Source organism: Photorhabdus sp. P32 (assembly GCF_038085095.1).
GTDB lineage: Bacteria > Pseudomonadota > Gammaproteobacteria > Enterobacterales > Enterobacteriaceae > Photorhabdus > Photorhabdus luminescens.
The window spans coordinates 1-21006 of sequence record NZ_JAZGJN010000234.1; the positions used below are offsets into that span (position 1 = coordinate 1).

The following is a 21006-nucleotide window of genomic DNA, read 5'->3' on the forward strand; positions in this document are numbered from 1 at the left end:
TTACTCACCCGTCCGCCGCTCGCCGGCAAAGTAGCAAGCTACTTCCCGCTGCCGCTCGACTTGCATGTGTTAGGCCTGCCGCCAGCGTTCAATCTGAGCCATGATCAAACTCTTCAATTAAAAGCTTGATGCTCAAAGAATTGCACTGTTAGTTCGTAATGAATTAACTGTTGTTCACTCTTCAAGACTTTAAAACGTATTTTTTTGTGATACGGTCTTGTGAGTGCCCACACAGATTGTCTGATTAATTGTTAAAGAGCAGGCTGACATAAAATTTAACATTCTCGGTCAGCCGGGCTGCGTATATTACGCTTTTCGCCCGCAGAGTCAAGCGCTTATTCGCTTTTTCTCTGCCTGACCTCACAATGTTTATCAGCGTTGTGTCGGTCAGTGGTGGCGCATTATAGGGAGCTCAGATTTTTATACAATACTTTTTTTCACATTTATCACCAACAGGCGAATCCTTGTTCTTTTTGAACGAAATTCAAACCGAAATAGCTCAATTCAGCAAGTTTCTTTCATTGCATACTGGTATTTTCCTCACTAAAATCTTATTTAAAGTAAATCTCCATCTTCTCATCAGAGGTATACATGTCCGAAACGTTACGCAGTTACCTTGATACACAACCCAAAGTTGGTCAGAACGTTATGCTAGACTCATCTAGTGTAATCATTGGTGATGTTAGGCTTGCTGATGATGTCAGTATATGGCCTTTAGTCGTCATCCGTGGGGATGTTAATTATGTATCTATTGGTGCACGTACTAACATTCAAGATGGCTCTATATTACATGTGACACACAAAACAACAGGCAATCCTGATGGTTTCCCTTTAATTGTGGGGAATGATGTCACGATTGGACATAAAGTTATTCTTCATGGCTGCACTATCGGTAATCAAGTACTCATCGGTATGGGCTCCATCCTACTTGATGGTTCAATGATTGAAGATAACGTTATTATTGGAGCAGGCAGCCTAGTAGCCCCAGGCAAGGTATTAGAAAGTGGGTACCTTTACATTGGCAGCCCTGCCCGTCAGGTCAGAAAACTAAAACCTGAAGAATTAAAAGGGCTATGTTATTCAGCAAGCCACTACGTTAGCTTGAAAAATAACTACTTGCAGGAAGGTAATATGTAACGTCCCAAACGATCATCATCCTCATTATTAATTACTAATTCGAATTCCTCTTCTATATCCCAACGATTTTGTCGAAAAAGACTTAGTGGATGATGATCTTTCGTTCCATAACGGTATAAAAGATCCTCTGCGCTTATCACGCATTGAACCAATAATCCATTTACCAATGCAGGAAAAATGACTATCTGCTCTTGCTCGTTCCACTCTTCTCTCTCAGGAAATTGAATAGATTGATTCACGAATGTAATTCCTGTTCTAATGTTAGCAATACAGGCGCAATTTCAGGCAACACGCCATGCCATAATTTAAATGAATGAGCTGCTTGCCCTACTAACATCCCTAATCCATCCGCATAACGAGAAACACCATGCTTCTTAGCAAAGAAAATAAAGGGCGTCAAATTAGCCTGGTAAAACATGTCATAACAGACACAATCTTCATTAAATATGAATGGAGATATGGTAGGAACCTCACCATTAATACCAGATGCAGTCGCATTGATAATGAGATCAAACTCAGGATTATTAAGTGCTTTAATCTCAACAGGCCGAATATTACCTATTGACGAAAAATCATTAGCAACCTGTACAGCGCGACTAAACGTGCGGTTTGTTATTGTAATTTCACAACCAAATTCTAACAATGGAAATAAAACACCTCTGGCAGCACCACCAGCTCCAATGATTAAAATATGTTGTCCTTGAGTAATAAACCCAAGTCGTATCAAATCTGTTAATAACCCTACACCATCAGTATTATCACCAAGCAATTGATTATTACCCAGTAATTTCAAAGTATTAACTGCACCACTGAGTCTTGCTCGTTCAGTCAACTCATTTGCCCGAATAAATGCCTGCACTTTAAATGGCACAGTAATATTGGCTCCTATACCTCCCTGTTTAAGAAATACATCCAATGCCTCTTCAAATTTACTTATCGGCACTAGAATTTTTCCGTAACGATGCTCAATACCTGTTTGTCCCGCAAATAACTGATGGATACGCGGAGATTTACTGTGCGCAACAGGATTACCAAAGACGGCAAATTGATCCATATTTATTCTTCCCCTACCCTTGACGATAAAGCTCACCAGTTAAAGCATCCCGAATTTCTGAAGGATTTTTTAGACCTCCAACATCTCCGTTTAATATAGGAAGCTTATCCCCAAACTGTTGTCTAACTTCTTCTACTGTTCTGCATGGTTCAAGACCATTCAAATTTGCACTAGTCGACACCAACGGTTTACCATAAAAAGTACACAACTGCTTCACCAAAGGATGATCACTAACTCTGACAGCCAAGGTAGTGAATTGCCCAGTCAACCATTTAGATGTACTGAATTTGGCAGGAATTACCCAAGTTACAGGCCCTGGCCAACAAGCAAACATAGTCTCTTTTTGTTCTTCTGTTAGAAGTTTATCATCAAGATATGGCTGTAATTGTTCATAATTATCTGCAATAAGAATCAACCCTTTCTGCCAAGGACGTTTCTTTAATATAAGCAGTTCACTTACCGCTTTTTCACTATCAGGATCACATCCAAGTCCAAAAACAGCTTCAGTCGGATAGGCAATCACTTTTTCTGCTTTTAATGCAGTTAATACATCCTCAAATGCAGATAATGCTTCATTGCTCATTTTATTACTCTGCTTAATTACTTAATTTATTTGCTGTTTTCCACACAATTTACTGGCACAAAATAACTTTACACCTTGTGATGTACGCTTTTCCACCAGCAATGGATAAGAACAAAACATACATTTACTCGCAATTGGCTTATTATTTAATACAAACTGGCAATTAGGGTAACGGTTACACGCATGGAAAATTTTTCCGAAACGTGATTTCCTTTGGAGTAGTTGTCCTTGTTTACATTGCGGACAGGCTATTAACGTCTCATCCGGCTTATCAATTAGCTCTGCATGTTCACATTCAGGATAACGACTACAGCCAATGAACATTCCATAACGCCCTTGACACAAAATCAAATTAGCCCCACACGCCGGGCATAGCTGCCCTTCAAGTTCTTTTACCACATGACCATCACTTTGTCCTTTTAATGGACGAATATATTGACATGATGGATAACCAGAACATCCAAGAAATGGACCGTGGATACCATTACGTATAAGCAATACAGAACCACATTCAGGGCAATATTCAGTTTCATTAGTGGAGAAAGGAACCATTTTTGCCATACTCTTTTCACTCAAAAAATTATTCTCATATGACGTTAAACAGGAGTCTGGAAATTCAGTTAATTTAACTCACACGCACATAACCACCAGCAACCACAGCCACCTGACCCAGTAGTTCCAGCTCAAGGAGCTTTGTCATTACCTCAGTTATAGGTAATGATGAACGCTGAGCAATAATATCAACAGGCGTTATTTCAGCACCTACGTTAACTAGCACATCCGTAAATGGCAACTCAGTTTGCTCAAACTGCGGTTTTACTTCTTCCTCCGTTCTTTCCATATTCAACCATTGTAGTGAACTGTAAACATGCTCCACAATATCCATTGCGTTTGTGGCTAAATATGCACCTTGTTTTATTAACCAGTGATTCCCTTCGCTCACTGAATTCCCCAAAAGCCCTGGTAGTGCAAATACATCCCTTCCTTGTTCAAGGGCACAACGAGCAGTAATTAACGAACCACTATTTTGACCTGCTTCTACAACAATCACTGCTGAACTTAATCCACTGATAATCCGATTTCTTTTAGGGAAATTTTTTGCACGTGGCGGAGTATCCGGAAAAAATTCAGAAACAAGAGCACCATTCTCCTCAATTTGCTTTGCTAATGATCCGTGTCTATGAGGGTAAATCTGCCCAAGCCCACTACCTAATACAGCTACTGTTTTACCTCCACTATCCAATGCAGCCCGGTGACAAATACCATCAATACCAATAGCTAAACCACTAGTAATAACTAACTCATATCCAACCAGTTCACTTGCAAAAATTCTTCCCCATTTTTCACCATAATAGCTTGCTGTCCTGCTCCCGACCATCGCCACCTGCTTCTTTAAAAGAATATCTGGTTTTCCTGACACAAAAAGCACAAGCGGAGGGGTATGTATCTGCTTTAATAGAGGTGGATACGAAGGGTGAAAATATGTCAATAAATGATGCTCTGGTTGTTCCAGCCATTTAAGGCATGAAGCTAATAAGGTTTTATTTACTTTAGTAAATTGCAGAGATTGTGCCGGCGATAATCCACTATCTTTCAGCACAGTGAGGTAACTATTCCCGGAATGTAATAATTTTTCTGCAACATTTGCTGCTCTCTCTGTTGCCAAATGAGAAACCATCTTCATTCGCAACCATACTTCCATAGCTTCCATGTTGTCATCCTAGCTAAGATTGACGGACAAAACTAAACTGCTCAATTAGCAATCGATACTGTCAATCTAAACGGGAAATGTCTAGAATAGACATAGAATACCATTAACATTTTGGACGCAGATCTAAACATATATGTCAGTATTACAAGTATTACATTACCCAGACGAGCGGCTTCGCACTATTGCAACGCCTGTTGGAACAGTTGATGCAGAGATTCGACGTATCATTGATGATATGTTTGAAACTATGTATGCAGAAGAAGGTATTGGTTTGGCAGCAACACAAGTTGACATTCATCAGCGTATTGTTGTTATTGACGTATCAGAAACACGTAATGAGCGTCTCGTTCTTATCAATCCAGAACTACTGGAAAAAAGTGGTGAAACTGGGATCGAAGAAGGCTGTTTGTCTATTCCTGAGCAACGAGCACTGGTGCCACGAGCCGAAAAAGTCAAAATCAAAGCCCTAGATTACAATGGTCAGCCATTTGAATTACAAGCTGATGGCCTACTAGCAATTTGTATTCAGCACGAGATGGACCATTTAATTGGTAAACTTTTTGTGGATTACTTATCTCCACTGAAACGCCAACGTATACGCCAGAAAGTAGAAAAACTGGATAAACAAAAAACCCGAACCAAGTAAATTATATTAATACAGGAAATAAACGTGTCTGATTCTCTGCGTATTGTTTTTGCCGGAACACCTGATTTTGCAGCACGCCACTTAGAGGCTTTGTTAATGTCTCAGCATGAGGTGGTTGGCGTTCTAACTCAACCAGATAGACCGGCAGGAAGAGGCAAAAAACTGACACCCAGTCCTGTAAAGGTACTGGCAGAAGAACGTAACATCACCGTTTTTCAGCCAGCTACTTTACGCTCAGAGGAAAACCAACAATGGATTCTAAAACAACAGCCTGATGTTCTCATCGTTGTTGCCTATGGATTGATCCTTCCTAAGACTGTTTTAAATATTCCAAGATTAGGTTGCCTAAACGTACATGGCTCCCTATTGCCACGTTGGCGAGGTGCAGCACCTATTCAACGCTCGCTCTGGGCCGGTGATATAGAAACAGGCGTAACGATCATGCAAATGGATATAGGTCTTGATACTGGCGACATGCTATATAAAGCAAGCTGCCCTATTACATCTGAGGATACCAGTGCCAGTTTATACGAAAAACTGGCCGACATTGGGCCAGATGCGTTACTCAAAACATTATCGTTAATAACATCAGGTAAAAGTCAACCTGAAATTCAAAACGAAAATTTAGTTACCTACGCTGAAAAACTAAGCAAAGAAGAAGCCCGTATAAATTGGGAACTATCTGCAACCCACCTCGAACGTTGTATTCGTGCATTTAATCCCTGGCCCATGAGCTTTTTCGAGATGGAAGGACAACCTGTTAAAGTTTGGAAAGCAGAAGCCATTGCAGAACAAACTTCTGTAGAACCAGGAACTGTATTAAAAGCAGACAAAAAAGGTATTTATATTGCCACTTCTGATGGAATTCTGAACATTACTCAATTACAACCTGCTGGTAAAAAAGCAATGTCAGCAGCAAATCTACTTAACTCTAAACATGAATGGTTTACACCAGGCAATAAAATCAACTAAATACTATTTTATGCTGTAAGCTCTCTCACAAACTTTCTCTTAATGCTGGCTTTTGTCAGCTTTTTTAACTATGAAAAACACATATAATCTGCGAAGTGTCGCCGCAAAAGCAATCAATCAAGTTCTGGATCAAGGACAGTCTCTGAGTACAGTCTTACCCAAACTGCAACAAAATATAACCGATAAAGATAAGCCCTTGTTACAGGAACTATCTTTCGGAGTATTACGCGTATTACCACAACTAGAGTGGATAATAGGTCAACTAATGGCAAAACCATTAAAAGGTAAACAACGTATTCTTCATTACCTGCTTATGGTTGGAATATACCAACTTACCTATACTCGCATTCCAGCCCATGCAGCACTTGCTGAAACAGTAAACGGAGCCGTAACTCTGAAGTATCCTCAATTAAAAGGGCTAATTAACGGCGTTCTTCGCCAATTTCAGAGACAACAGCTACAGTTAATCGAAGGTGTACAAAATAATCCCAATCATCACTTACACCCAGTATGGCTATTAACTCGAATCCAAAAAGCCTATCCACAACAATGGCAACAACTTATTAATGCTAATAATAAAAAACCACCTATGTGGTTACGAGTTAATCGTATATACCATAGTCGAGATGAATACCTCTCTCTTCTTCATAAATCAGGTATTGATGCGGAACCGGCGCCCAAATCACCTTCTGCTATCCGCATAATTTCCCCTTGTTCTGTAACAATATTACCTGGATTTGACAAAGGTTGGGTCACTGTCCAAGATGTATCCGCACAAGAGTGTGTCGAGTTACTAAAACCCATTGATGGAGAGAAAATTCTCGATCTTTGTGCAGCACCTGGAGGGAAAACAACACATATCCTTGAAACAGCACCAGAATCTCAAGTATTAGCAGTAGATATTGATGAGCAAAGAATCAAACGAGTAAAAGAAAATCTCCAACGCCTTAATTGCCACGCTACAGTAAAAACCGGTGATGGACGTCACCCTGAACAATGGGCAGAAAACCAGCAATTCGACCGCATTCTTTTAGATGCCCCATGTTCAGCAACAGGAGTAATCCGTCGCCATCCTGATATCAAGTGGTTACGCCGCGAGGAAGATATTGCTCAATTAGTTCAATTACAAGCTGAGATTCTTGATGCAATCTGGCCATTCTTAAAGAAAGGAGGAACATTAGTATATGCAACCTGTTCTATTCTACCAGATGAAAATAGCCAGCAAATCAGCTCGTTTTTAAAACACCATCCAGATGCAAAACTAGAGGGAACAGGAACAAATGATTATCCGGGAAAACAAATAATACCTGAGTTAAATGGTGGTGATGGTTTCTTTTACGCTCGATTAATTAAACAGTAATATATCTCTGTAATTCATAGAGATAATTATTTGTTTACAATAAATTAGAGAATACTATGAAAATAATTATTCTTGGTGCGGGTCAAGTTGGCGGTACATTAGCTGAAAATCTGGTAGGTGAGAATAATGATATCACTATAGTCGATACTGATCCTAACCGTTTACACCAACTACAAGATAAATTCGATCTCAGAGTAGTCAATGGTCATGGTTCTTACCCTAGGGTATTAAGAGAAGCTGGAGCTGAAGATGCTGACATGTTAGTTGCTGTAACTAATTCTGACGAAACTAACATGATTGCATGCCAAATTGCTTATTCCTTATTTAACACACCAAATAAGGTCGCTAGAATACGCGCAGCAGAGTATATCCGCGAAGCAGATAAACTTTTTCTCCCTAATGATATTCCTATTGACTATCTTATTTCACCAGAACAACTTGTCATAGATTATATTTACAAACTAATTCAATATCCTGGCGCCTTACAAGTTGTTAACTTTGCCGAAGGACGAGTAAGTATTGTTGCAGTAAAAGCTTATTATGGAGGTTCACTTGTAGGAAATGCACTTTCCTCACTTCGTGAGCACATGCCGCATATTAATACCAGAGTTGCTGCAATATTCCGTCAGGATCGACCAATAAGACCACAAGGTTCTACAATTATTGAAGCCGGTGACGAAGTTTTCTTTGTAGCTGCATCACAACATATTCGTGCTGTAATGAGTGAACTTCAACGTTTAGAAAAGCCCTACAAGCGTATTATGATCGTAGGTGGTGGTAATGTGGGTGCCGGCCTTGCACTACGTCTCGAAAAAGATTACAGGGTTAAATTAATCGAGCGAAATCAACAAAGAGCTACAGAACTAGCTGAATTATTACATGACACCATAGTTTTCTATGGGGATGCCTCCGATCAAGAGTTATTAGCTGAAGAACATGTAGAACAAGTAGATGTATTTATTGCTCTAACCAACGATGACGAAGCAAATATCATGTCCGCAATGCTTGCCAAACGCATGGGGGCCAAAAAAGCCATGGTTCTCATCCAACGTAGTGCATATGTCGATTTAGTTCAAGGTGGTGTCATTGATATTGCAATCTCTCCACAACAAGCGACGATTTCCGCTCTACTAGGTCATGTTCGCAAAGCAGATATCGTAAGTGTTTCCTCATTACGTCGTGGAGTGGCCGAAGCTATCGAAGCGATTGCTCATGGAGATGAAAATACGTCAAAGGTTGTTGGTCGAGCTGTAGGTGATATTAAATTACCACCAGGCACTACAATTGGTGCAATAGCCCGCGGTGAGGAAGTCATTATTGCTAATGATTACAGCGTGATCGAACAAGGAGATCATGTAATTATGTTTATTACAGATAAGAAATTTGTCCCCGAAGTAGAGAAATTATTCCAGCCGAGCCCTTTTTTCCTTTAAAAACCAAAGAAATAGTTATGTACCAGTCATATAATTCGAACATAATAACTGATACAACTTGGTATATTTTAATTAGAAGAATATGATGAAATTTTTAAATTATTTTATGGATTTACAATGAAAAGTAATTTTACCAATTTAGCTGCTGACGTCAGCCTCGATATGATCATAAAAGAACACCGTACCGTCATTCACTATTTTATACACAATGAAACCAATAAACAGATCATTTAGTAAAAAGATATTAAAGATATATCAGACACCCTCAATTTCTGAAAAAAAATCACTATTAGAAATTCGTAGATTACTGAAAAGTAAGAGATGGACCCATTAAACTAAAAGACCAGTAGTAAAGAATCTAATAACCCCTTACCACTGGTCTCCCAGTTACTTGCTTTACTATTCTTTTCTTTCCTCTGGTAACTTCCTTTTCCCTTTTTATTTTTTTCAACTCGCTGTTTAAATAGTGGATCACGTAATAAAGCTTCTAGAGCATTATCATTTATTACACCTTTTTTATGGTGATATATAGTCATCATATGCCTCTATCATATTAATTTATCTAAAAACATAGCAATTGTACTCTCTGAATTTTCAATAATAAAGAAAAATTACTTATTTCTTATTTAAAGCACCTTGTTCTAAAATTTCAAGAATAGAACAATAAGTACTTATATGAGAGCTACCACAGCAAGCATCACTTAACATCTTAAGTGAATCCCGCATTTTTCGCATTTCAAGAAGTTTTTCCTCCACTTCCATTAACCTAGAATCTACAATTTGCTTCGACTCTTCACAAGTATGATGGGCTGGATCTACACGGATAGACAATAATTCTGTAATAGCCTCCAATGTAAATCCCAATTGCTTAGCATAGCGTATAAACCGAAGACGCTGTAGATCTTGCTCCGTATAAAGTCTATACCCTCCTTCTGTACGGTTCTGATGTTCCATCATTCCTTGTTTTTCATAGAAACGCACAGTATCAGGAGTTACATTCGCTAATTTAGCCAATTGACCAATACGATACACTGTTATGTCTCCTACAATAGATCACATTGCTTGAGATATCAGCATAGCAGGATGAAAAGAAATAAGTTAGAAATTCACTATATACAAACGTAAAAAAACCGGGATAAACCCGGTTCTTTTATATGCCCCTACAGATTACTCCGCAGTCGCAACTTCTGTCTGAGGCTCAGCGGCACGGTCAACAAGCTCGATGTATGCCATCGGAGCATTGTCGCCAGCACGGAAGCCACACTTAAGAATACGAGTGTAACCACCTGCGCGGCTCGCAAAACGCGGGCCCAGCTCATTAAACAGTTTTGCCACGATTTCGTTATCACGAGTACGGGCGAATGCCAGACGACGATTAGCTACGCTGTCGATCTTGGCAAGAGTAATCAGCGGCTCAACGACGCGACGCAGTTCTTTCGCTTTAGGCAGAGTCGTCTTGATGATTTCATGACGAACCAAAGAACCTGCCATGTTGCGGAACATAGCTTGGCGATGGCTGCTGTTGCGGTTCAATTGACGACCACTCTTACGATGGCGCATGACCTTATCCTTCTCAGTAAAACCTTAACCTGTGATCTAGTTATTCATCAGCAATACTTGCTGGTGGCCAGTTTTCTAAGCGCATGCCCAGAGATAAGCCACGTGAAGCCAGTACGTCTTTAATCTCTGTAAGAGATTTTTTACCCAGGTTAGGTGTCTTAAGTAACTCAACCTCGGTACGCTGTACCAAATCACCGATGTAGTGGATAGCTTCTGCCTTAAGACAGTTAGCAGAGCGGACAGTCAATTCCAGATCGTCAACAGGGCGCAGCAGGATCGGATCAAACTCTGGCTTCTCTTCTTTTACTTCTGGCTGACGTACATCACGTAAATCAACAAAAGCTTCTAGCTGTTCAGCCAAAATAGTAGCTGCACGGCGAATCGCCTCTTCAGGATCGATTGTACCGTTAGTTTCCATCTCGATAACCAACTTGTCCAAATCGGTACGTTGTTCTACACGCGCTGCTTCAACATTGTAGGCAATACGCTCTACTGGGCTATAACAAGCGTCTACTAACAAACGACCAATAGGGCGCTCATCTTCTTCCGAATGAATCCGGGCAGAAGCCGGCACATAACCCCGACCACGCTGAACTTTAATGCGCATGCTTATAGAAGCAGTTTCGTCAGTCAGGTGGCAGATTACATGCTGCGGCTTGACGATTTCGACATCTCCGTCGTGGATAATGTCGGCTGCAGTCACAGGGCCAATGCCAGACTTATTCAAGGTAAGAATAACTTCATCTTTTCCCTGAACTCTTACCGCCAGCCCTTTCAGGTTGAGGAGAATCTCCAGGATATCTTCCTGTACACCTTCTTTGGTGCTGTACTCATGCAGTACACCATCAATCTCAACCTCAGTCACCGCACAACCCGGCATAGACGAAAGCAGAATACGGCGCAGTGCGTTACCTAGAGTATGGCCAAAGCCACGCTCTAATGGCTCAAGGGTCACCTTGGCGTGCGTCGAACTGACTTGCTCGATATCAACCAGGCGCGGTTTTAGAAACTCTGTCACAGAACCCTGCATTGTGTCCTCTCTTTGGTGCTAAGCTTTACTTAGAGTAAAGCTCGACGATCAGGTGTTCGTTGATGTCAGCAGACAGATCAGCACGTTCTGGAATACGTTTGAACACACCTTCCATCTTCACAGCATCAACCTCCAACCAAGTTGGTTTCTCACGCTGCTCAGCCAGCTCTAAAGCCGCCTTGATACGAGACTGCTTTTTCGATTTTTCGCGAACGCTGACTACGTCATTCGGGGATACCTGATAAGAAGCGATGTTAACAACGCGACCATTTACCATGATAGCCTTATGGCTTACCATTTGGCGTGATTCAGCACGAGTCGCCCCGAAGCCCATACGGTAAACAACGTTGTCCAAACGACCTTCCAGCAAACTCAGCAGGTTTTCACCTGTGTTGCCTTTCAAGCGAGTTGCTTCTTTATAATAGTTACGGAATTGACGCTCCAGAACACCGTAAATACGACGAACTTTTTGTTTTTCACGTAACTGCACACCGTAGTCAGACAGACGCGGTTTACGTGCGCCATGCTGCCCAGGTGCTTGTTCTAATTTACACTTGGTGTCAATCGCGCGAACGCCAGACTTCAGGAATAGATCTGTACCCTCGCGACGGCTCAGCTTGAGCTTAGGACCCAAATATCTTGCCATTTTCTTTCTCCAATCGAACCTAAAAAAGTAAACGCTATTAAACGCGACGTTTTTTAGGTGGACGACAACCGTTATGAGGGATCGGAGTCACATCAGTAATGTTAGTAATGCGGAAACCTGCCGCATTTAACGCTCGAATAGTTGACTCGCGGCCAGGACCAGGTCCTTTAACCATAACTTCCAGGTTCTTAATTCCGTATTCTTTCACTGCTTCGGCACAGCGCTCTGCTGCAACCTGAGCTGCAAACGGAGTAGATTTACGAGAACCACGGAAACCGGAACCACCGGCAGTTGCCCAACCCAGGGCGTTACCCTGACGGTCAGTAATGGTCACGATGGTGTTGTTGAAAGAAGCATGGATATGAGCCACACCGTCAGAGACTTGCTTTCTTACACGCTTACGTGCACGAATAGGTGCTTTTGCCATTATACAATACCCCGATTATTTCTTGATCGGCTTACGTGGACCCTTACGGGTACGTGCATTGGTCTTAGTACGCTGGCCGCGAACAGGTAGACCACGACGGTGACGTAAACCACGATAAGTACCAAGATCCATCAGACGTTTGATGCTCAGGGTTACTTCACGACGCAAATCGCCTTCTACAACGTATTTAGCAACTTCGTCACGCAGCTTATCAATTTGCTCTTCAGACAGCTCGCTGATCTTAACATGTTCAGCAATACCCGCCGCAGCACAAATGGCTTGAGAGCGAGTTTTACCAATTCCGTAAATCGATGTTAAAGCGATTACGGTATGCTTTTGATCAGGAATGTTAATGCCTGCTATACGGGCCACTATGCACTCCTAAGTTATTTATTTACCGCAACACCATTCTGAAAAGCCCGTTTTCAGGATACTCAAACAATGTTGCTGTGATATAAAAAAGATTGGCTGGCTAATTTAGCCAGCTCAAACCGACTTTGCAAGAAAAATATGCTATTTTATTAGCCTTGGCGTTGTTTATGCTTAGGCTCTGCACTACAAATCACACGAACGACACCGTTACGCTTAACGATTTTGCAGTTGCGGCATAATTTCTTGACGGAAGCACGAACTTTCATTTTTACTCTCCGTAACTTCTCAAGCAAACCAATTAACGGTTATAACCTTTAAGATTTGCCTTCTTCAATGCAGACTCATACTGACTTGACATCATCAGAGTTTGCACTTGAGCCATAAAGTCCATGATGACTACAACTACGATAAGTAGCGAAGTACCGCCAAAATAAAATGGCACCTTCATCGCGTCACGCATGAACTCCGGGATTAAGCAGATAAAAGTAATATACATCGCGCCAACTAAAGTTAGGCGTGTCATTACTTTATCAATGTACTTGGCTGTTTGCTCTCCCGGACGAATTCCTGGTACAAATGCACCGGACTTCTTCAGGTTATCTGCTGTTTCTCTTGGGTTGAAAACCAACGCAGTATAGAAAAAACAGAAGAAGATGATTGCAGACGCGTAGAGTAACACATAAAGCGGTTGCCCAGGCTGCAAGTACATCGAAATAGTAGTCAGCCAGTTCCAGCCAGTTCCCCCCCCGAACCAAGAAGCTATGGTACCAGGGAACAGAATAATGCTGGAAGCAAAAATTGCAGGGATAACCCCAGCCATATTCACTTTCAACGGTAAATGTGTGCTCTGTGCAGCATAAACTCGGCGACCCTGTTGACGTTTCGCATAGTTAACAACAATACGTCGTTGGCCACGCTCCATGAAAACAACGAAGAAAGTTACTGCAAACACTAACACTGCAACCAACAGCAACAGGAGGAAGTGCAGATCGCCTTGCCGAGCTTGCTCGATGGTATGGCCGATGGCCGGCGGCAAACCCGCAACAATACCAGCAAAGATTATGATAGAGATACCGTTTCCAATACCACGTTCAGTAATCTGTTCACCCAGCCACATTAGGAACATAGTCCCAGTAACTAGGCTCACAACAGCCGTGAAGTAGAAAGCAAACCCTGGATTGATCACCAGCCCTTGCATTCCTGGCATATTCGGCAAACCAGTAGCAATACCGATTGACTGGAATATAGCCAGCACTAAAGTACCATAGCGAGTATACTGGCTAATCTTACGACGACCAGCTTCCCCTTCCTTCTTAATCTCTGCCAACGTTGGATGAACCACCGTCAACAACTGAATAATAATAGACGCAGAAATATACGGCATTATCCCCAGTGCAAAGATAGAAGCACGACTCAAAGCACCACCAGAGAACATGTTAAACATTTCAATGATGGTGCCCCTTTGCTGTTCGAGCAATTTGGCAAGCACAGTGGCATCAATACCAGGGATAGGAATAAAAGAACCAATGCGGAAAACAATTAACGCGCCAATAACAAACAACAGCCTACGTTTCAGCTCGCCCAGTCCACCTTTAGCACTTTGAAAATCTAATCCTGGTTGTTTAGCCATCTGTTACTTATTCCTCAATTTTACCGCCAGCAGCTTCGATTGCAGCACGAGCGCCTTTAGTAACACGAAGGCCACGCACAGTTACTGCACGATTGATTTCACCAGAAAGAATAACTTTCGCGAATTCAATTTGAGTGCCAACAACATTAGCGGCTTTCAATGCGTTCAGATCGATAATATCGCCTTCAACGGCAGCAAAATCAGACAAACGAACTTCTGCTGTAACCATCGCCTTACGTGAAGTAAAACCAAATTTTGGCAAACGACGGTATAAAGGCATCTGGCCACCTTCAAAACCGCGACGTACGCCACCACCAGAACGAGACTTCTGGCCTTTGTGACCACGGCCACCGGTTTTACCCAGGCCAGAACCAATACCACGACCTACACGTTTAGGCGCATGCTTGGAACCTTCAGCCGGAGACAGAGTATTTAAGCGCATCTGTTACTCCTCAACTTTAACCATATAGGAAACCAAGTTGATCATACCACGTATAGCAGGAGTATCTTCACGCTCTACTGTATGACCGATACGGCGCAGACCTAAACCAACCAAAGTTGCCTTATGCTTAGGCAGACGGCCGATTGAACTGCGAATCTGTGTTATTTTAATAGTCTTAGCCATGGTCATTACCCCAGAATTTCTTCGACGGATTTACCACGCTTAGCTGCGACCATTTCTGGAGACTTCATGCTGTCTAAAGCATCCAGAGTTGCACGAACCACATTAATAGGGTTAGTGGAACCATAGGTTTTAGCCAGTACGTTACGAACACCAGCCACTTCCAAAACAGCACGCATAGCACCGCCTGCGATGATACCAGTACCTTCGTGAGCAGGCTGCATGAACACACGGGAACCAGTGTGTCCACCTTTTACTGGGTGATACAAAGTGCCGCTGTTCAGTGCGACGGTTTTCATATTGCGACGGGCTTTTTCCATCGCTTTCTGGATTGCTGCCGGAACTTCGCGTGCTTTGCCGTAGCCAAAACCAACGCGACCATTACCATCACCTACAACAGTCAGTGCGGTAAAGCTGAAAATCCGGCCACCTTTTACGGTTTTAGATACGCGATTTACCGCAATCAGCTTTTCCTGCAGTTCGCCAGCTTGTTTTTCGATGTGAGCCATCTTACACCTCTACCTTAGAACTGAAGGCCAGCTTCACGGGCAGCATCTGCCAGTGCCTGGACTCGACCATGATATTGGAAACCAGAACGGTCAAAAGATACATCTTTAATACCTTTTTCCAGAGCACGTTCAGCAATTGCCTTGCCAACCGCTGCTGCTGCTTCTTTATTTCCAGTGTATTTCAATTGCTCATTGATAGCTTTTTCTGTAGTAGAAGCTGCCACCAAAGTTTCAGAACCGTTTGGTGCTATAACCTGCGCATAAATATGGCGAGGGGTACGATGTACCACCAGGCGAGTTGCACCCAGTTCCTGGAGCTTGCGGCGTGCGCGGGTCGCACGACGGATACGAGCTGCTTTCTTATCCATAGTGTTACCTTACTTCTTCTTAGCCTCTTTGATACGCACGACTTCGTCGGCGTAACGAACACCCTTACCTTTATAAGGCTCAGGACGACGATAGGCACGCAGTTCTGCCGCAACCTGACCGATTACCTGTTTATCAGCACCCTTTAGTACGATTTCAGTTTGTGACGGACATTCTGCAGTAATGCCTGCTGGCAGTTCGTGGTCAACTGGATGTGAGAAGCCCAGAGACATGTTGATAGCATTGCCTTTGACTGCTGCACGATAACCAACACCTACCAGTTGAAGCTTCTTAGTGAAGCCTTCGGTAACACCGATAACCATAGCATTCAGCAAAGAACGAGTTGTACCCGCCTGTGCCCAACCATCAACATAACCATCGCGTGGAGCGAAAGTCAGTTGATTATCTGCATGCTTAACTTCAACTGCGCTGTGGATTGTACGACTTAGCTCGCCGTTTTTACCCTTAATCGAAATAACCTGACCGTCGAGTTTTACCTCTACGCCGGCAGGAATAACGACGGGTGCTTTTGCAACACGAGACATTCTTTCCTCCCGAATTAAGCTACGTAGCAGAGAATCTCGCCACCAAGACCAGCTTGGCGAGCTGCACGATCAGTCATTACACCTTTAGAGGTAGAAACAACAGCGATACCCAAACCAGCCATAACTTGTGGCAGCTCATCTTTTTTCTTATAGATGCGCAGACTTGGACGGCTTACACGCTGAATACTTTCTACAACAGCCTTGCCCTGGAAGTATTTCAGTACTAATTCCAGCTCTGGCTTGGTGTCGCCTTCAATTTTATAATCTTCAATATAACCTTCTTCCTTCAGCACCTTGGCAATTGCCACTTTCAGCTTGGAGGAAGGCATGGTGACCGCAACTTTATTCGCGGCCTGACCGTTACGGATACGGGTCAGCATATCCGCGATGGGATCTTGCATGCTCATCTGTCTTTACTCCCGTGATTCAATTGGTGACAATTACCAGCTAGCCTTTTTAAGGCCCGGAATTTCACCGCGCATGGCGGCTTCACGGACTTTAATACGGCTCAACCCAAACTTCCGCAAAAACGCATGCGGACGACCAGTTTGGCGACAGCGGTTACGCTGACGAGAAGGGCTGGAATCACGTGGCAGTGTTTGCAGCTTAAGAACAGCATTCCAACGCTCTTCATCAGATGCATTCACATCAGAAATGATAGCTTTCAATTCCACGCGTTTAGTGAAGAATTTTTCAGCTAATTTCGCACGTTTTACATCACGTGCTTTCAATGATTGCTTAGCCATGAATACCCTGCCTTACTTGCGGAACGGGAAGTTAAAAGCAGCCAACAGTGCGCGGCCTTCATCATCAGATTTCGCAGTTGTGGTGATAGTAATATCCAGACCACGAACACGATCCACTTTATCATAATCGATTTCAGGGAAGATGATTTGCTCACGTACACCCATGCTGTAATTGCCACGACCATCAAATGACTTAGCAGACAAACCGCGGAAGTCACGAATACGAGGTACAGCAATAGAAATCAGGCGCTCAAGAAACTCCCACATACGTTCACCACGCAGGGTCACTTTACAGCCGATTGGATAGCCCTGACGGATTTTGAAGCCTGCAACTGATTTGCGTGCTTTGGTGATCAATGGTTTTTGACCAGAGATTGCTGCCAGATCCGCTGCTGCATTATCCAGCAGTTTCTTATCAGCGATCGCTTCACCAACACCCATGTTCAGGGTGATCTTCTCGACCCGAGGGACTTGCATGACAGAATTGTAGCCAAACTGAGTCATCAGTTTTTGGACTACCTCGTCTTTGTAGTAATCATGCAGTTTCGCCATCGTATTACTCCAAATTACTTGATAGTTTCGCTGTTAGATTTAAAGAAACGAACTTTTTTTCCGTCTTCAAATCTAAAACCTACACGGTCAGCCTTACCGGTTGCCGTATTGAAGATCGCAACGTTTGAAACCTGGATTGCAGCTTCTTTTTCAACGATGCCACCTGGCTGGTTCAGAGCCGGAACAGGCTTCTGATGTTTTTTAACCAAGTTGATACCTTCAACAATGACTTTCCCAGTAGAAAGAACCTGTTTTACTTTACCGCGCTTACCTTTATCTTTTCCAGTCAACACGATAACTTCGTCATCACGACGGATTTTCGCTGCCATTGTCCGCTCCTTAGAGTACTTCTGGTGCCAGGGAGATAATTTTCATGAACTTTTCATTACGAAGTTCACGAGTTACCGGCCCAAAAATACGCGTACCGATAACTTGCTCACTTGTGTTGTTTAACAACACGCAAGCATTGCCATCGAAGCGAATGACAGAACCGTCAGGGCGACGAACACCCTTCTTGGTGCGCACCACTACCGCTTTCAGGACATCACCTTTTTTCACTTTACCACGAGGAATTGCTTCCTTGATGGTGACTTTTATGATGTCGCCGACGTGTGCATAGCGACGGTGCGAGCCACCCAGAACCTTGATACACATTACGCGACGTGCACCGGAGTTGTCGGCCACGTTCAGCATAGTCTGTTCTTGGATCATTTTAGTGCTCCGCTAAATGTCAACTACTACTGAGCCCACTTCACTACTATAATTTAATATGAAGAGGCCGTTCAGATACCCCATATCATGAGGGCGCGGCATTATAACACCACATCTCAGATATAGATAGAAAAAATAAACGGCTCATCGCCTGAGCCGTTTACTCTATTCGAGCCAGCTTACAGAATCGCTTTCTCTACAACGCGAACTAAAGTCCAAGATTTAGTTTTGGACAGTGGACGGGTTTCGCGGATTTCCACCACATCACCGATGCCACATTCATTGTTCTCGTCATGTACATGCAGTTTAGTCGTACGTTTGATGAATTTACCATATAGAGGATGTTTCACCTTACGTTCAATAGCAACAACAATAGATTTTTCCATTTTGTCACTTACAACACGACCTTGCAGAGTACGGATTTTATCGGTCATTACGCACCCGCCTTCTCAGTCAATAAAGTCTTAACGCGTGCGATATTACGACGCACTTGTTTCAACAGATGAGACTGTTGTAGCTGGCCACTTGCAGCCTGCATGCGCAGGTTAAATTGTTCACGCAGCAAATTCAGCAGCTCAGTATTCAGCTCTTCAACGCTTTTTTCGCGCAGCTCTTGTGCTTTCATTACATCACCGTCTTAGTTACAAAGGTGGTCTTGATAGGCAGTTTCGCTGCTGCCAGCTTGAACGCTTCACGAGCCAGCTCTTCAGGCACACCGTCCATTTCATAAAGGACTTTACCAGGCTGGATCAAGGCAACCCAATATTCTACGTTACCTTTACCTTTACCCATACGCACTTCGAGTGGCTTTTCAGTAATAGGTTTGTCTGGAAATACACGTATCCAGATTTTACCTTGACGTTTAATTGCACGGGTCATAGCACGACGTGCCGCTTCAATCTGACGTGCCGTCAGACGACCACGGCCCACAGCTTTCAGACCGAAAGTGCCGAAGCTAACATCCGCACCTGCTGCCAGGCCACGGTTACGGCCTTTGTGCATTTTACGGAATTTCGTACGCTTTGGTTGTAACATCAGCGACTCTCCTTACTTGCGGCCTTTACGCTGCTGCTTTTTAGGTTGTGCAGCCGGTTTTTCCGCCTGTTCAACAGCAGCCATACCACCCAAGATCTCACCTTTGAAGATCCATACCTTAACGCCGAGTACACCATAAGTGGTGTGCGCTTCTGAAGTGTTATAGTCGATGTCTGCACGCAGTGTGTGCAACGGTACACGACCTTCACGATACCATTCAGTACGCGCAATTTCAGCACCGCCTAAACGGCCACTGACTTCCACTTTAATGCCTTTAGCGCCCAAACGCATCGCATTCTGAACTGCACGCTTCATAGCTCGACGGAACATAACACGGCGTTCCAGCTGTGAAGTAATGCTGTCAGCAACCAATTTCGCGTCTAGTTCAGGCTTACGCACTTCAGAGATATTAATTTGCGCAGGAACACCAGCGATTTCCGCTACAGTTTTACGCAGTTTTTCTACGTCTTCACCTTTCTTACCGATTACGATACCTGGGCGAGCAGTGTGGATAGTCACACGAATACTTTTAGCAGGACGTTCAATAACAATGCGTGAAATAGACGCTTTTGCCAGTTCTTTATTCAAGTACTGACGAACTTTAAAATCGCTGTCCAGGTTGTCAGCGAATTCTTTAGTATTCGCATACCAGGTAGAGTTCCAAGGTTTGACAATACCCAGGCGAATACCATTAGGATGTACTTTCTGACCCATTGCTAGTCTCCAGAGTCTCAGCGATCGGACACAACCACAGTAATGTGGCTGCTGCGCTTCAGGATACGATCTGCACGACCTTTTGCACGAGGCATAATACGCTTCATGGTCGGGCCTTCGTCTACGAAAATCTTCGTGACCTTCAGATCATCAATGTCAGCACCATCGTTGTGTTCTGCATTAGCAATAGCAGACTCGAGTACTTTCTTCACTAAACCAGCAGCTTTCTTATTGGTATAGGTCAGAGTTTCCAGAGCTTGCGACACTTTCTTACCGCGAATCAGGTCAGCTACAAGGCGAACCTTCTGAGCAGAAGAACGAGCGTGGCGATGTTTAGCGATAGTTTCCATCTCTTCCTCCTACCTTAGCGCTTTTTAGCCTTTTTATCGGCCGCATGGCCGCGATAAGTACGGGTCGGCGCGAATTCACCTAGTTTATGACCAACCATTTCGTCGGAAACAAAAACTGGTACATGCTGACGACCATTATGGACAGCGATGGTCAAACCGATCATGTTAGGAAAGATCGTTGAACGACGGGACCAAGTCTTGATAGGCTTTTTGTCTCCGCTTTCCACCGCTTTCTCTACCTTCTTCAGCAAGTGCAGGTCAATAAATGGACCTTTCTTGAGAGAACGTGGCATGG

The 21006-nt window shown here is 43.2% G+C and carries 35 protein-coding genes and 1 rRNA gene; 5 read left to right on the top strand and 31 right to left on the bottom strand.

Annotation, left to right across the window (positions count from 1 at the left end; translation table 11 throughout):
- Positions 1-120 (bottom strand): 16S ribosomal RNA (locus V2H77_RS06965); the annotation flags it as partial.
- Positions 121-591: 471 nt separating this feature from the next.
- Here V2H77_RS06965 and V2H77_RS06970 point away from each other — a divergent pair.
- Entirely contained in the window at positions 592-1137 is a 546-nt protein-coding gene (locus tag V2H77_RS06970) for a gamma carbonic anhydrase family protein (protein WP_265380939.1), read from the top strand.
- Here the strand turns inward: V2H77_RS06970 and V2H77_RS06975 are convergent.
- From V2H77_RS06975 to dprA, 5 genes are all read right to left on the bottom strand, one after another.
- Entirely contained in the window at positions 1113-1376 is a 264-nt protein-coding gene (locus V2H77_RS06975) for a DUF1488 domain-containing protein (protein ID WP_049584843.1), read from the bottom strand. The genes V2H77_RS06970 and V2H77_RS06975 overlap by 25 nt on opposite strands.
- Positions 1373-2191 (bottom strand): shikimate dehydrogenase, encoded by an 819-nt coding sequence (gene aroE / locus V2H77_RS06980; protein WP_341498244.1) that lies wholly within the window; start codon positions 2189-2191, stop codon positions 1373-1375. The genes V2H77_RS06975 and aroE overlap by 4 nt, the downstream gene beginning before the upstream one ends.
- 13 nt (positions 2192-2204) lie before the next feature.
- Positions 2205-2774: an L-threonylcarbamoyladenylate synthase type 1 TsaC gene (tsaC, locus tag V2H77_RS06985; protein WP_341498245.1), complete on the bottom strand. Its 570-nt coding sequence runs from the start codon at positions 2772-2774 to the stop codon at positions 2205-2207.
- A 21-nt stretch (positions 2775-2795) separates the two neighbouring features.
- On the bottom strand, positions 2796-3335 hold the full coding sequence (locus V2H77_RS06990; protein ID WP_341498246.1) for a topoisomerase DNA-binding C4 zinc finger domain-containing protein: 540 nt from the start codon (positions 3333-3335) through the stop codon (positions 2796-2798).
- Between the two features lie 64 nt (positions 3336-3399).
- On the bottom strand, positions 3400-4485 hold the full coding sequence (gene dprA / locus V2H77_RS06995) for a DNA-protecting protein DprA (protein WP_341498247.1): 1086 nt from the start codon (positions 4483-4485) through the stop codon (positions 3400-3402).
- Positions 4486-4618: 133 nt separating this feature from the next.
- On the opposite strand from dprA, the gene def reads away from it, so the two are divergent.
- The 4 genes from def to trkA all read left to right on the top strand — a co-directional run bounded on the left by def (position 4619) and on the right by trkA (position 8896).
- Positions 4619-5131 carry a peptide deformylase gene (def, locus tag V2H77_RS07000; RefSeq protein ID WP_088374374.1) on the top strand — a complete coding sequence of 171 codons (513 nt, stop codon included), beginning with the start codon at positions 4619-4621 and terminating at the stop codon, positions 5129-5131.
- A gap of 24 nt (positions 5132-5155) precedes the next feature.
- The gene (fmt, locus tag V2H77_RS07005; RefSeq protein ID WP_341498248.1) at positions 5156-6103 is read left to right on the top strand and encodes a methionyl-tRNA formyltransferase; all 948 of its coding nucleotides are present in this window, start codon (positions 5156-5158) and stop codon (positions 6101-6103) included.
- Between the two features lie 70 nt (positions 6104-6173).
- Complete coding sequence (gene rsmB, locus V2H77_RS07010) at positions 6174-7463, top strand: 16S rRNA (cytosine(967)-C(5))-methyltransferase RsmB (protein WP_265380944.1); 1290 nt, start codon at positions 6174-6176, stop codon at positions 7461-7463.
- 56 nt (positions 7464-7519) lie between these two features.
- Complete coding sequence (gene trkA, locus V2H77_RS07015) at positions 7520-8896, top strand: Trk system potassium transporter TrkA (protein WP_049584851.1); 1377 nt, start codon at positions 7520-7522, stop codon at positions 8894-8896.
- A gap of 335 nt (positions 8897-9231) precedes the next feature.
- On the opposite strand, the gene V2H77_RS07020 is transcribed toward trkA, so the two are convergent.
- The 25 genes from V2H77_RS07020 to rpsS form a co-directional block, all read right to left on the bottom strand.
- The gene (locus V2H77_RS07020) at positions 9232-9432 is read right to left on the bottom strand and encodes an alternative ribosome-rescue factor A (RefSeq protein WP_341498257.1); all 201 of its coding nucleotides are present in this window, start codon (positions 9430-9432) and stop codon (positions 9232-9234) included.
- Positions 9433-9511: 79 nt separating this feature from the next.
- On the bottom strand, positions 9512-9928 hold the full coding sequence (gene zntR, locus V2H77_RS07025) for a Zn(2+)-responsive transcriptional regulator (protein WP_265380945.1): 417 nt from the start codon (positions 9926-9928) through the stop codon (positions 9512-9514).
- Between the two features lie 135 nt (positions 9929-10063).
- The gene (rplQ, locus tag V2H77_RS07030) at positions 10064-10456 is read right to left on the bottom strand and encodes a 50S ribosomal protein L17 (RefSeq protein WP_088374377.1); all 393 of its coding nucleotides are present in this window, start codon (positions 10454-10456) and stop codon (positions 10064-10066) included.
- Positions 10457-10496: 40 nt separating this feature from the next.
- Entirely contained in the window at positions 10497-11486 is a 990-nt protein-coding gene (locus V2H77_RS07035; RefSeq protein WP_011148772.1) for a DNA-directed RNA polymerase subunit alpha, read from the bottom strand.
- 25 nt (positions 11487-11511) lie between these two features.
- The gene (gene rpsD, locus V2H77_RS07040) at positions 11512-12132 is read right to left on the bottom strand and encodes a 30S ribosomal protein S4 (RefSeq protein ID WP_011148773.1); all 621 of its coding nucleotides are present in this window, start codon (positions 12130-12132) and stop codon (positions 11512-11514) included.
- Positions 12133-12169: 37 nt separating this feature from the next.
- Positions 12170-12559: a 30S ribosomal protein S11 gene (rpsK, locus tag V2H77_RS07045; protein WP_002919257.1), complete on the bottom strand. Its 390-nt coding sequence runs from the start codon at positions 12557-12559 to the stop codon at positions 12170-12172.
- 15 nt (positions 12560-12574) lie between these two features.
- Positions 12575-12931: a 30S ribosomal protein S13 gene (gene rpsM / locus V2H77_RS07050; protein WP_011148774.1), complete on the bottom strand. Its 357-nt coding sequence runs from the start codon at positions 12929-12931 to the stop codon at positions 12575-12577.
- A 149-nt stretch (positions 12932-13080) separates the two neighbouring features.
- Positions 13081-13197 carry a 50S ribosomal protein L36 gene (gene rpmJ / locus V2H77_RS07055; RefSeq protein WP_002227352.1) on the bottom strand — a complete coding sequence of 39 codons (117 nt, stop codon included), beginning with the start codon at positions 13195-13197 and terminating at the stop codon, positions 13081-13083.
- Positions 13198-13229: 32 nt separating this feature from the next.
- Positions 13230-14561 (bottom strand): preprotein translocase subunit SecY, encoded by a 1332-nt coding sequence (secY, locus tag V2H77_RS07060; RefSeq protein WP_011148775.1) that lies wholly within the window; start codon positions 14559-14561, stop codon positions 13230-13232.
- 7 nt (positions 14562-14568) lie between these two features.
- A complete protein-coding gene (gene rplO, locus V2H77_RS07065) occupies positions 14569-15003 on the bottom strand; it encodes a 50S ribosomal protein L15 (protein WP_049584855.1) in 435 nt (144 codons plus the stop codon).
- 3 nt (positions 15004-15006) lie between these two features.
- Positions 15007-15186, bottom strand: coding sequence for a 50S ribosomal protein L30 (gene rpmD / locus V2H77_RS07070; protein WP_036781914.1), 180 nt, complete (start codon positions 15184-15186; stop codon positions 15007-15009).
- Positions 15187-15191: 5 nt separating this feature from the next.
- A complete protein-coding gene (rpsE, locus tag V2H77_RS07075; protein WP_086955011.1) occupies positions 15192-15692 on the bottom strand; it encodes a 30S ribosomal protein S5 in 501 nt (166 codons plus the stop codon).
- Between the two features lie 14 nt (positions 15693-15706).
- Positions 15707-16060 carry a 50S ribosomal protein L18 gene (rplR, locus tag V2H77_RS07080; RefSeq protein WP_011148779.1) on the bottom strand — a complete coding sequence of 118 codons (354 nt, stop codon included), beginning with the start codon at positions 16058-16060 and terminating at the stop codon, positions 15707-15709.
- Positions 16061-16069: 9 nt separating this feature from the next.
- Complete coding sequence (rplF, locus tag V2H77_RS07085) at positions 16070-16603, bottom strand: 50S ribosomal protein L6 (RefSeq protein ID WP_049584857.1); 534 nt, start codon at positions 16601-16603, stop codon at positions 16070-16072.
- 14 nt (positions 16604-16617) lie between these two features.
- Positions 16618-17010: a 30S ribosomal protein S8 gene (gene rpsH / locus V2H77_RS07090; RefSeq protein ID WP_011148781.1), complete on the bottom strand. Its 393-nt coding sequence runs from the start codon at positions 17008-17010 to the stop codon at positions 16618-16620.
- A gap of 33 nt (positions 17011-17043) precedes the next feature.
- Positions 17044-17349 (bottom strand): 30S ribosomal protein S14, encoded by a 306-nt coding sequence (gene rpsN, locus V2H77_RS07095; protein ID WP_214055243.1) that lies wholly within the window; start codon positions 17347-17349, stop codon positions 17044-17046.
- A 12-nt stretch (positions 17350-17361) separates the two neighbouring features.
- Positions 17362-17901, bottom strand: a complete 540-nt coding sequence (rplE, locus tag V2H77_RS07100) for a 50S ribosomal protein L5 (RefSeq protein WP_011148783.1) — start codon at positions 17899-17901, stop codon at positions 17362-17364.
- Between the two features lie 14 nt (positions 17902-17915).
- Complete coding sequence (gene rplX / locus V2H77_RS07105; protein ID WP_265380947.1) at positions 17916-18230, bottom strand: 50S ribosomal protein L24; 315 nt, start codon at positions 18228-18230, stop codon at positions 17916-17918.
- A gap of 10 nt (positions 18231-18240) precedes the next feature.
- Entirely contained in the window at positions 18241-18612 is a 372-nt protein-coding gene (gene rplN / locus V2H77_RS07110) for a 50S ribosomal protein L14 (RefSeq protein WP_036781889.1), read from the bottom strand.
- A gap of 179 nt (positions 18613-18791) precedes the next feature.
- Positions 18792-19046, bottom strand: coding sequence for a 30S ribosomal protein S17 (gene rpsQ, locus V2H77_RS07115; RefSeq protein ID WP_011148786.1), 255 nt, complete (start codon positions 19044-19046; stop codon positions 18792-18794).
- Entirely contained in the window at positions 19046-19237 is a 192-nt protein-coding gene (gene rpmC, locus V2H77_RS07120; RefSeq protein WP_010847484.1) for a 50S ribosomal protein L29, read from the bottom strand. Before rpmC ends, rpsQ begins: the two co-directional genes overlap by 1 nt.
- Positions 19237-19647: a 50S ribosomal protein L16 gene (gene rplP, locus V2H77_RS07125; protein ID WP_011148788.1), complete on the bottom strand. Its 411-nt coding sequence runs from the start codon at positions 19645-19647 to the stop codon at positions 19237-19239. Before rplP ends, rpmC begins: the two co-directional genes overlap by 1 nt.
- Positions 19648-19659: 12 nt before the next feature.
- The gene (gene rpsC / locus V2H77_RS07130) at positions 19660-20361 is read right to left on the bottom strand and encodes a 30S ribosomal protein S3 (protein WP_015836279.1); all 702 of its coding nucleotides are present in this window, start codon (positions 20359-20361) and stop codon (positions 19660-19662) included.
- Positions 20362-20378: 17 nt separating this feature from the next.
- Positions 20379-20711, bottom strand: coding sequence for a 50S ribosomal protein L22 (rplV, locus tag V2H77_RS07135; RefSeq protein ID WP_011148790.1), 333 nt, complete (start codon positions 20709-20711; stop codon positions 20379-20381).
- A 14-nt stretch (positions 20712-20725) separates the two neighbouring features.
- Positions 20726-21004, bottom strand: coding sequence for a 30S ribosomal protein S19 (rpsS, locus tag V2H77_RS07140; protein WP_011148791.1), 279 nt, complete (start codon positions 21002-21004; stop codon positions 20726-20728).
- Positions 21005-21006 lie beyond the last annotated feature (2 nt).

What these genes read in the sequence shown, in the direction of transcription:
- V2H77_RS06970 (WP_265380939.1), top strand. Translation starts at nt 592, where the DNA reads ATGTCCGAAACGTTACGCAGTTACCTTGATACACAACCCAAAGTTGGT.
- aroE (WP_341498244.1), bottom strand. Translation starts at nt 2,191, where the DNA reads ATGGATCAATTTGCCGTCTTTGGTAATCCTGTTGCGCACAGTAAATCT.
- tsaC (WP_341498245.1), bottom strand. Translation starts at nt 2,774, where the DNA reads ATGAGCAATGAAGCATTATCTGCATTTGAGGATGTATTAACTGCATTA.
- V2H77_RS06990 (WP_341498246.1), bottom strand. Translation starts at nt 3,335, where the DNA reads ATGGCAAAAATGGTTCCTTTCTCCACTAATGAAACTGAATATTGCCCT.
- dprA (WP_341498247.1), bottom strand. Translation starts at nt 4,485, where the DNA reads ATGGAAGCTATGGAAGTATGGTTGCGAATGAAGATGGTTTCTCATTTG.
- def (WP_088374374.1), top strand. Translation starts at nt 4,619, where the DNA reads ATGTCAGTATTACAAGTATTACATTACCCAGACGAGCGGCTTCGCACT.
- rsmB (WP_265380944.1), top strand. Translation starts at nt 6,174, where the DNA reads ATGAAAAACACATATAATCTGCGAAGTGTCGCCGCAAAAGCAATCAAT.
- trkA (WP_049584851.1), top strand. Translation starts at nt 7,520, where the DNA reads ATGAAAATAATTATTCTTGGTGCGGGTCAAGTTGGCGGTACATTAGCT.
- V2H77_RS07020 (WP_341498257.1), bottom strand. Translation starts at nt 9,432, where the DNA reads ATGACTATATATCACCATAAAAAAGGTGTAATAAATGATAATGCTCTA.
- rplQ (WP_088374377.1), bottom strand. Translation starts at nt 10,456, where the DNA reads ATGCGCCATCGTAAGAGTGGTCGTCAATTGAACCGCAACAGCAGCCAT.
- V2H77_RS07035 (WP_011148772.1), bottom strand. Translation starts at nt 11,486, where the DNA reads ATGCAGGGTTCTGTGACAGAGTTTCTAAAACCGCGCCTGGTTGATATC.
- rpsD (WP_011148773.1), bottom strand. Translation starts at nt 12,132, where the DNA reads ATGGCAAGATATTTGGGTCCTAAGCTCAAGCTGAGCCGTCGCGAGGGT.
- rpsK (WP_002919257.1), bottom strand. Translation starts at nt 12,559, where the DNA reads ATGGCAAAAGCACCTATTCGTGCACGTAAGCGTGTAAGAAAGCAAGTC.
- rpmJ (WP_002227352.1), bottom strand. Translation starts at nt 13,197, where the DNA reads ATGAAAGTTCGTGCTTCCGTCAAGAAATTATGCCGCAACTGCAAAATC.
- secY (WP_011148775.1), bottom strand. Translation starts at nt 14,561, where the DNA reads ATGGCTAAACAACCAGGATTAGATTTTCAAAGTGCTAAAGGTGGACTG.
- rplO (WP_049584855.1), bottom strand. Translation starts at nt 15,003, where the DNA reads ATGCGCTTAAATACTCTGTCTCCGGCTGAAGGTTCCAAGCATGCGCCT.
- rpmD (WP_036781914.1), bottom strand. Translation starts at nt 15,186, where the DNA reads ATGGCTAAGACTATTAAAATAACACAGATTCGCAGTTCAATCGGCCGT.
- rpsE (WP_086955011.1), bottom strand. Translation starts at nt 15,692, where the DNA reads ATGGCTCACATCGAAAAACAAGCTGGCGAACTGCAGGAAAAGCTGATT.
- rplR (WP_011148779.1), bottom strand. Translation starts at nt 16,060, where the DNA reads ATGGATAAGAAAGCAGCTCGTATCCGTCGTGCGACCCGCGCACGCCGC.
- rplF (WP_049584857.1), bottom strand. Translation starts at nt 16,603, where the DNA reads ATGTCTCGTGTTGCAAAAGCACCCGTCGTTATTCCTGCCGGCGTAGAG.
- rpsH (WP_011148781.1), bottom strand. Translation starts at nt 17,010, where the DNA reads ATGAGCATGCAAGATCCCATCGCGGATATGCTGACCCGTATCCGTAAC.
- rpsN (WP_214055243.1), bottom strand. Translation starts at nt 17,349, where the DNA reads ATGGCTAAGCAATCATTGAAAGCACGTGATGTAAAACGTGCGAAATTA.
- rplE (WP_011148783.1), bottom strand. Translation starts at nt 17,901, where the DNA reads ATGGCGAAACTGCATGATTACTACAAAGACGAGGTAGTCCAAAAACTG.
- rplX (WP_265380947.1), bottom strand. Translation starts at nt 18,230, where the DNA reads ATGGCAGCGAAAATCCGTCGTGATGACGAAGTTATCGTGTTGACTGGA.
- rplN (WP_036781889.1), bottom strand. Translation starts at nt 18,612, where the DNA reads ATGATCCAAGAACAGACTATGCTGAACGTGGCCGACAACTCCGGTGCA.
- rpsQ (WP_011148786.1), bottom strand. Translation starts at nt 19,046, where the DNA reads ATGACCGATAAAATCCGTACTCTGCAAGGTCGTGTTGTAAGTGACAAA.
- rpmC (WP_010847484.1), bottom strand. Translation starts at nt 19,237, where the DNA reads ATGAAAGCACAAGAGCTGCGCGAAAAAAGCGTTGAAGAGCTGAATACT.
- rplP (WP_011148788.1), bottom strand. Translation starts at nt 19,647, where the DNA reads ATGTTACAACCAAAGCGTACGAAATTCCGTAAAATGCACAAAGGCCGT.
- rpsC (WP_015836279.1), bottom strand. Translation starts at nt 20,361, where the DNA reads ATGGGTCAGAAAGTACATCCTAATGGTATTCGCCTGGGTATTGTCAAA.
- rplV (WP_011148790.1), bottom strand. Translation starts at nt 20,711, where the DNA reads ATGGAAACTATCGCTAAACATCGCCACGCTCGTTCTTCTGCTCAGAAG.
- rpsS (WP_011148791.1), bottom strand. Translation starts at nt 21,004, where the DNA reads ATGCCACGTTCTCTCAAGAAAGGTCCATTTATTGACCTGCACTTGCTG.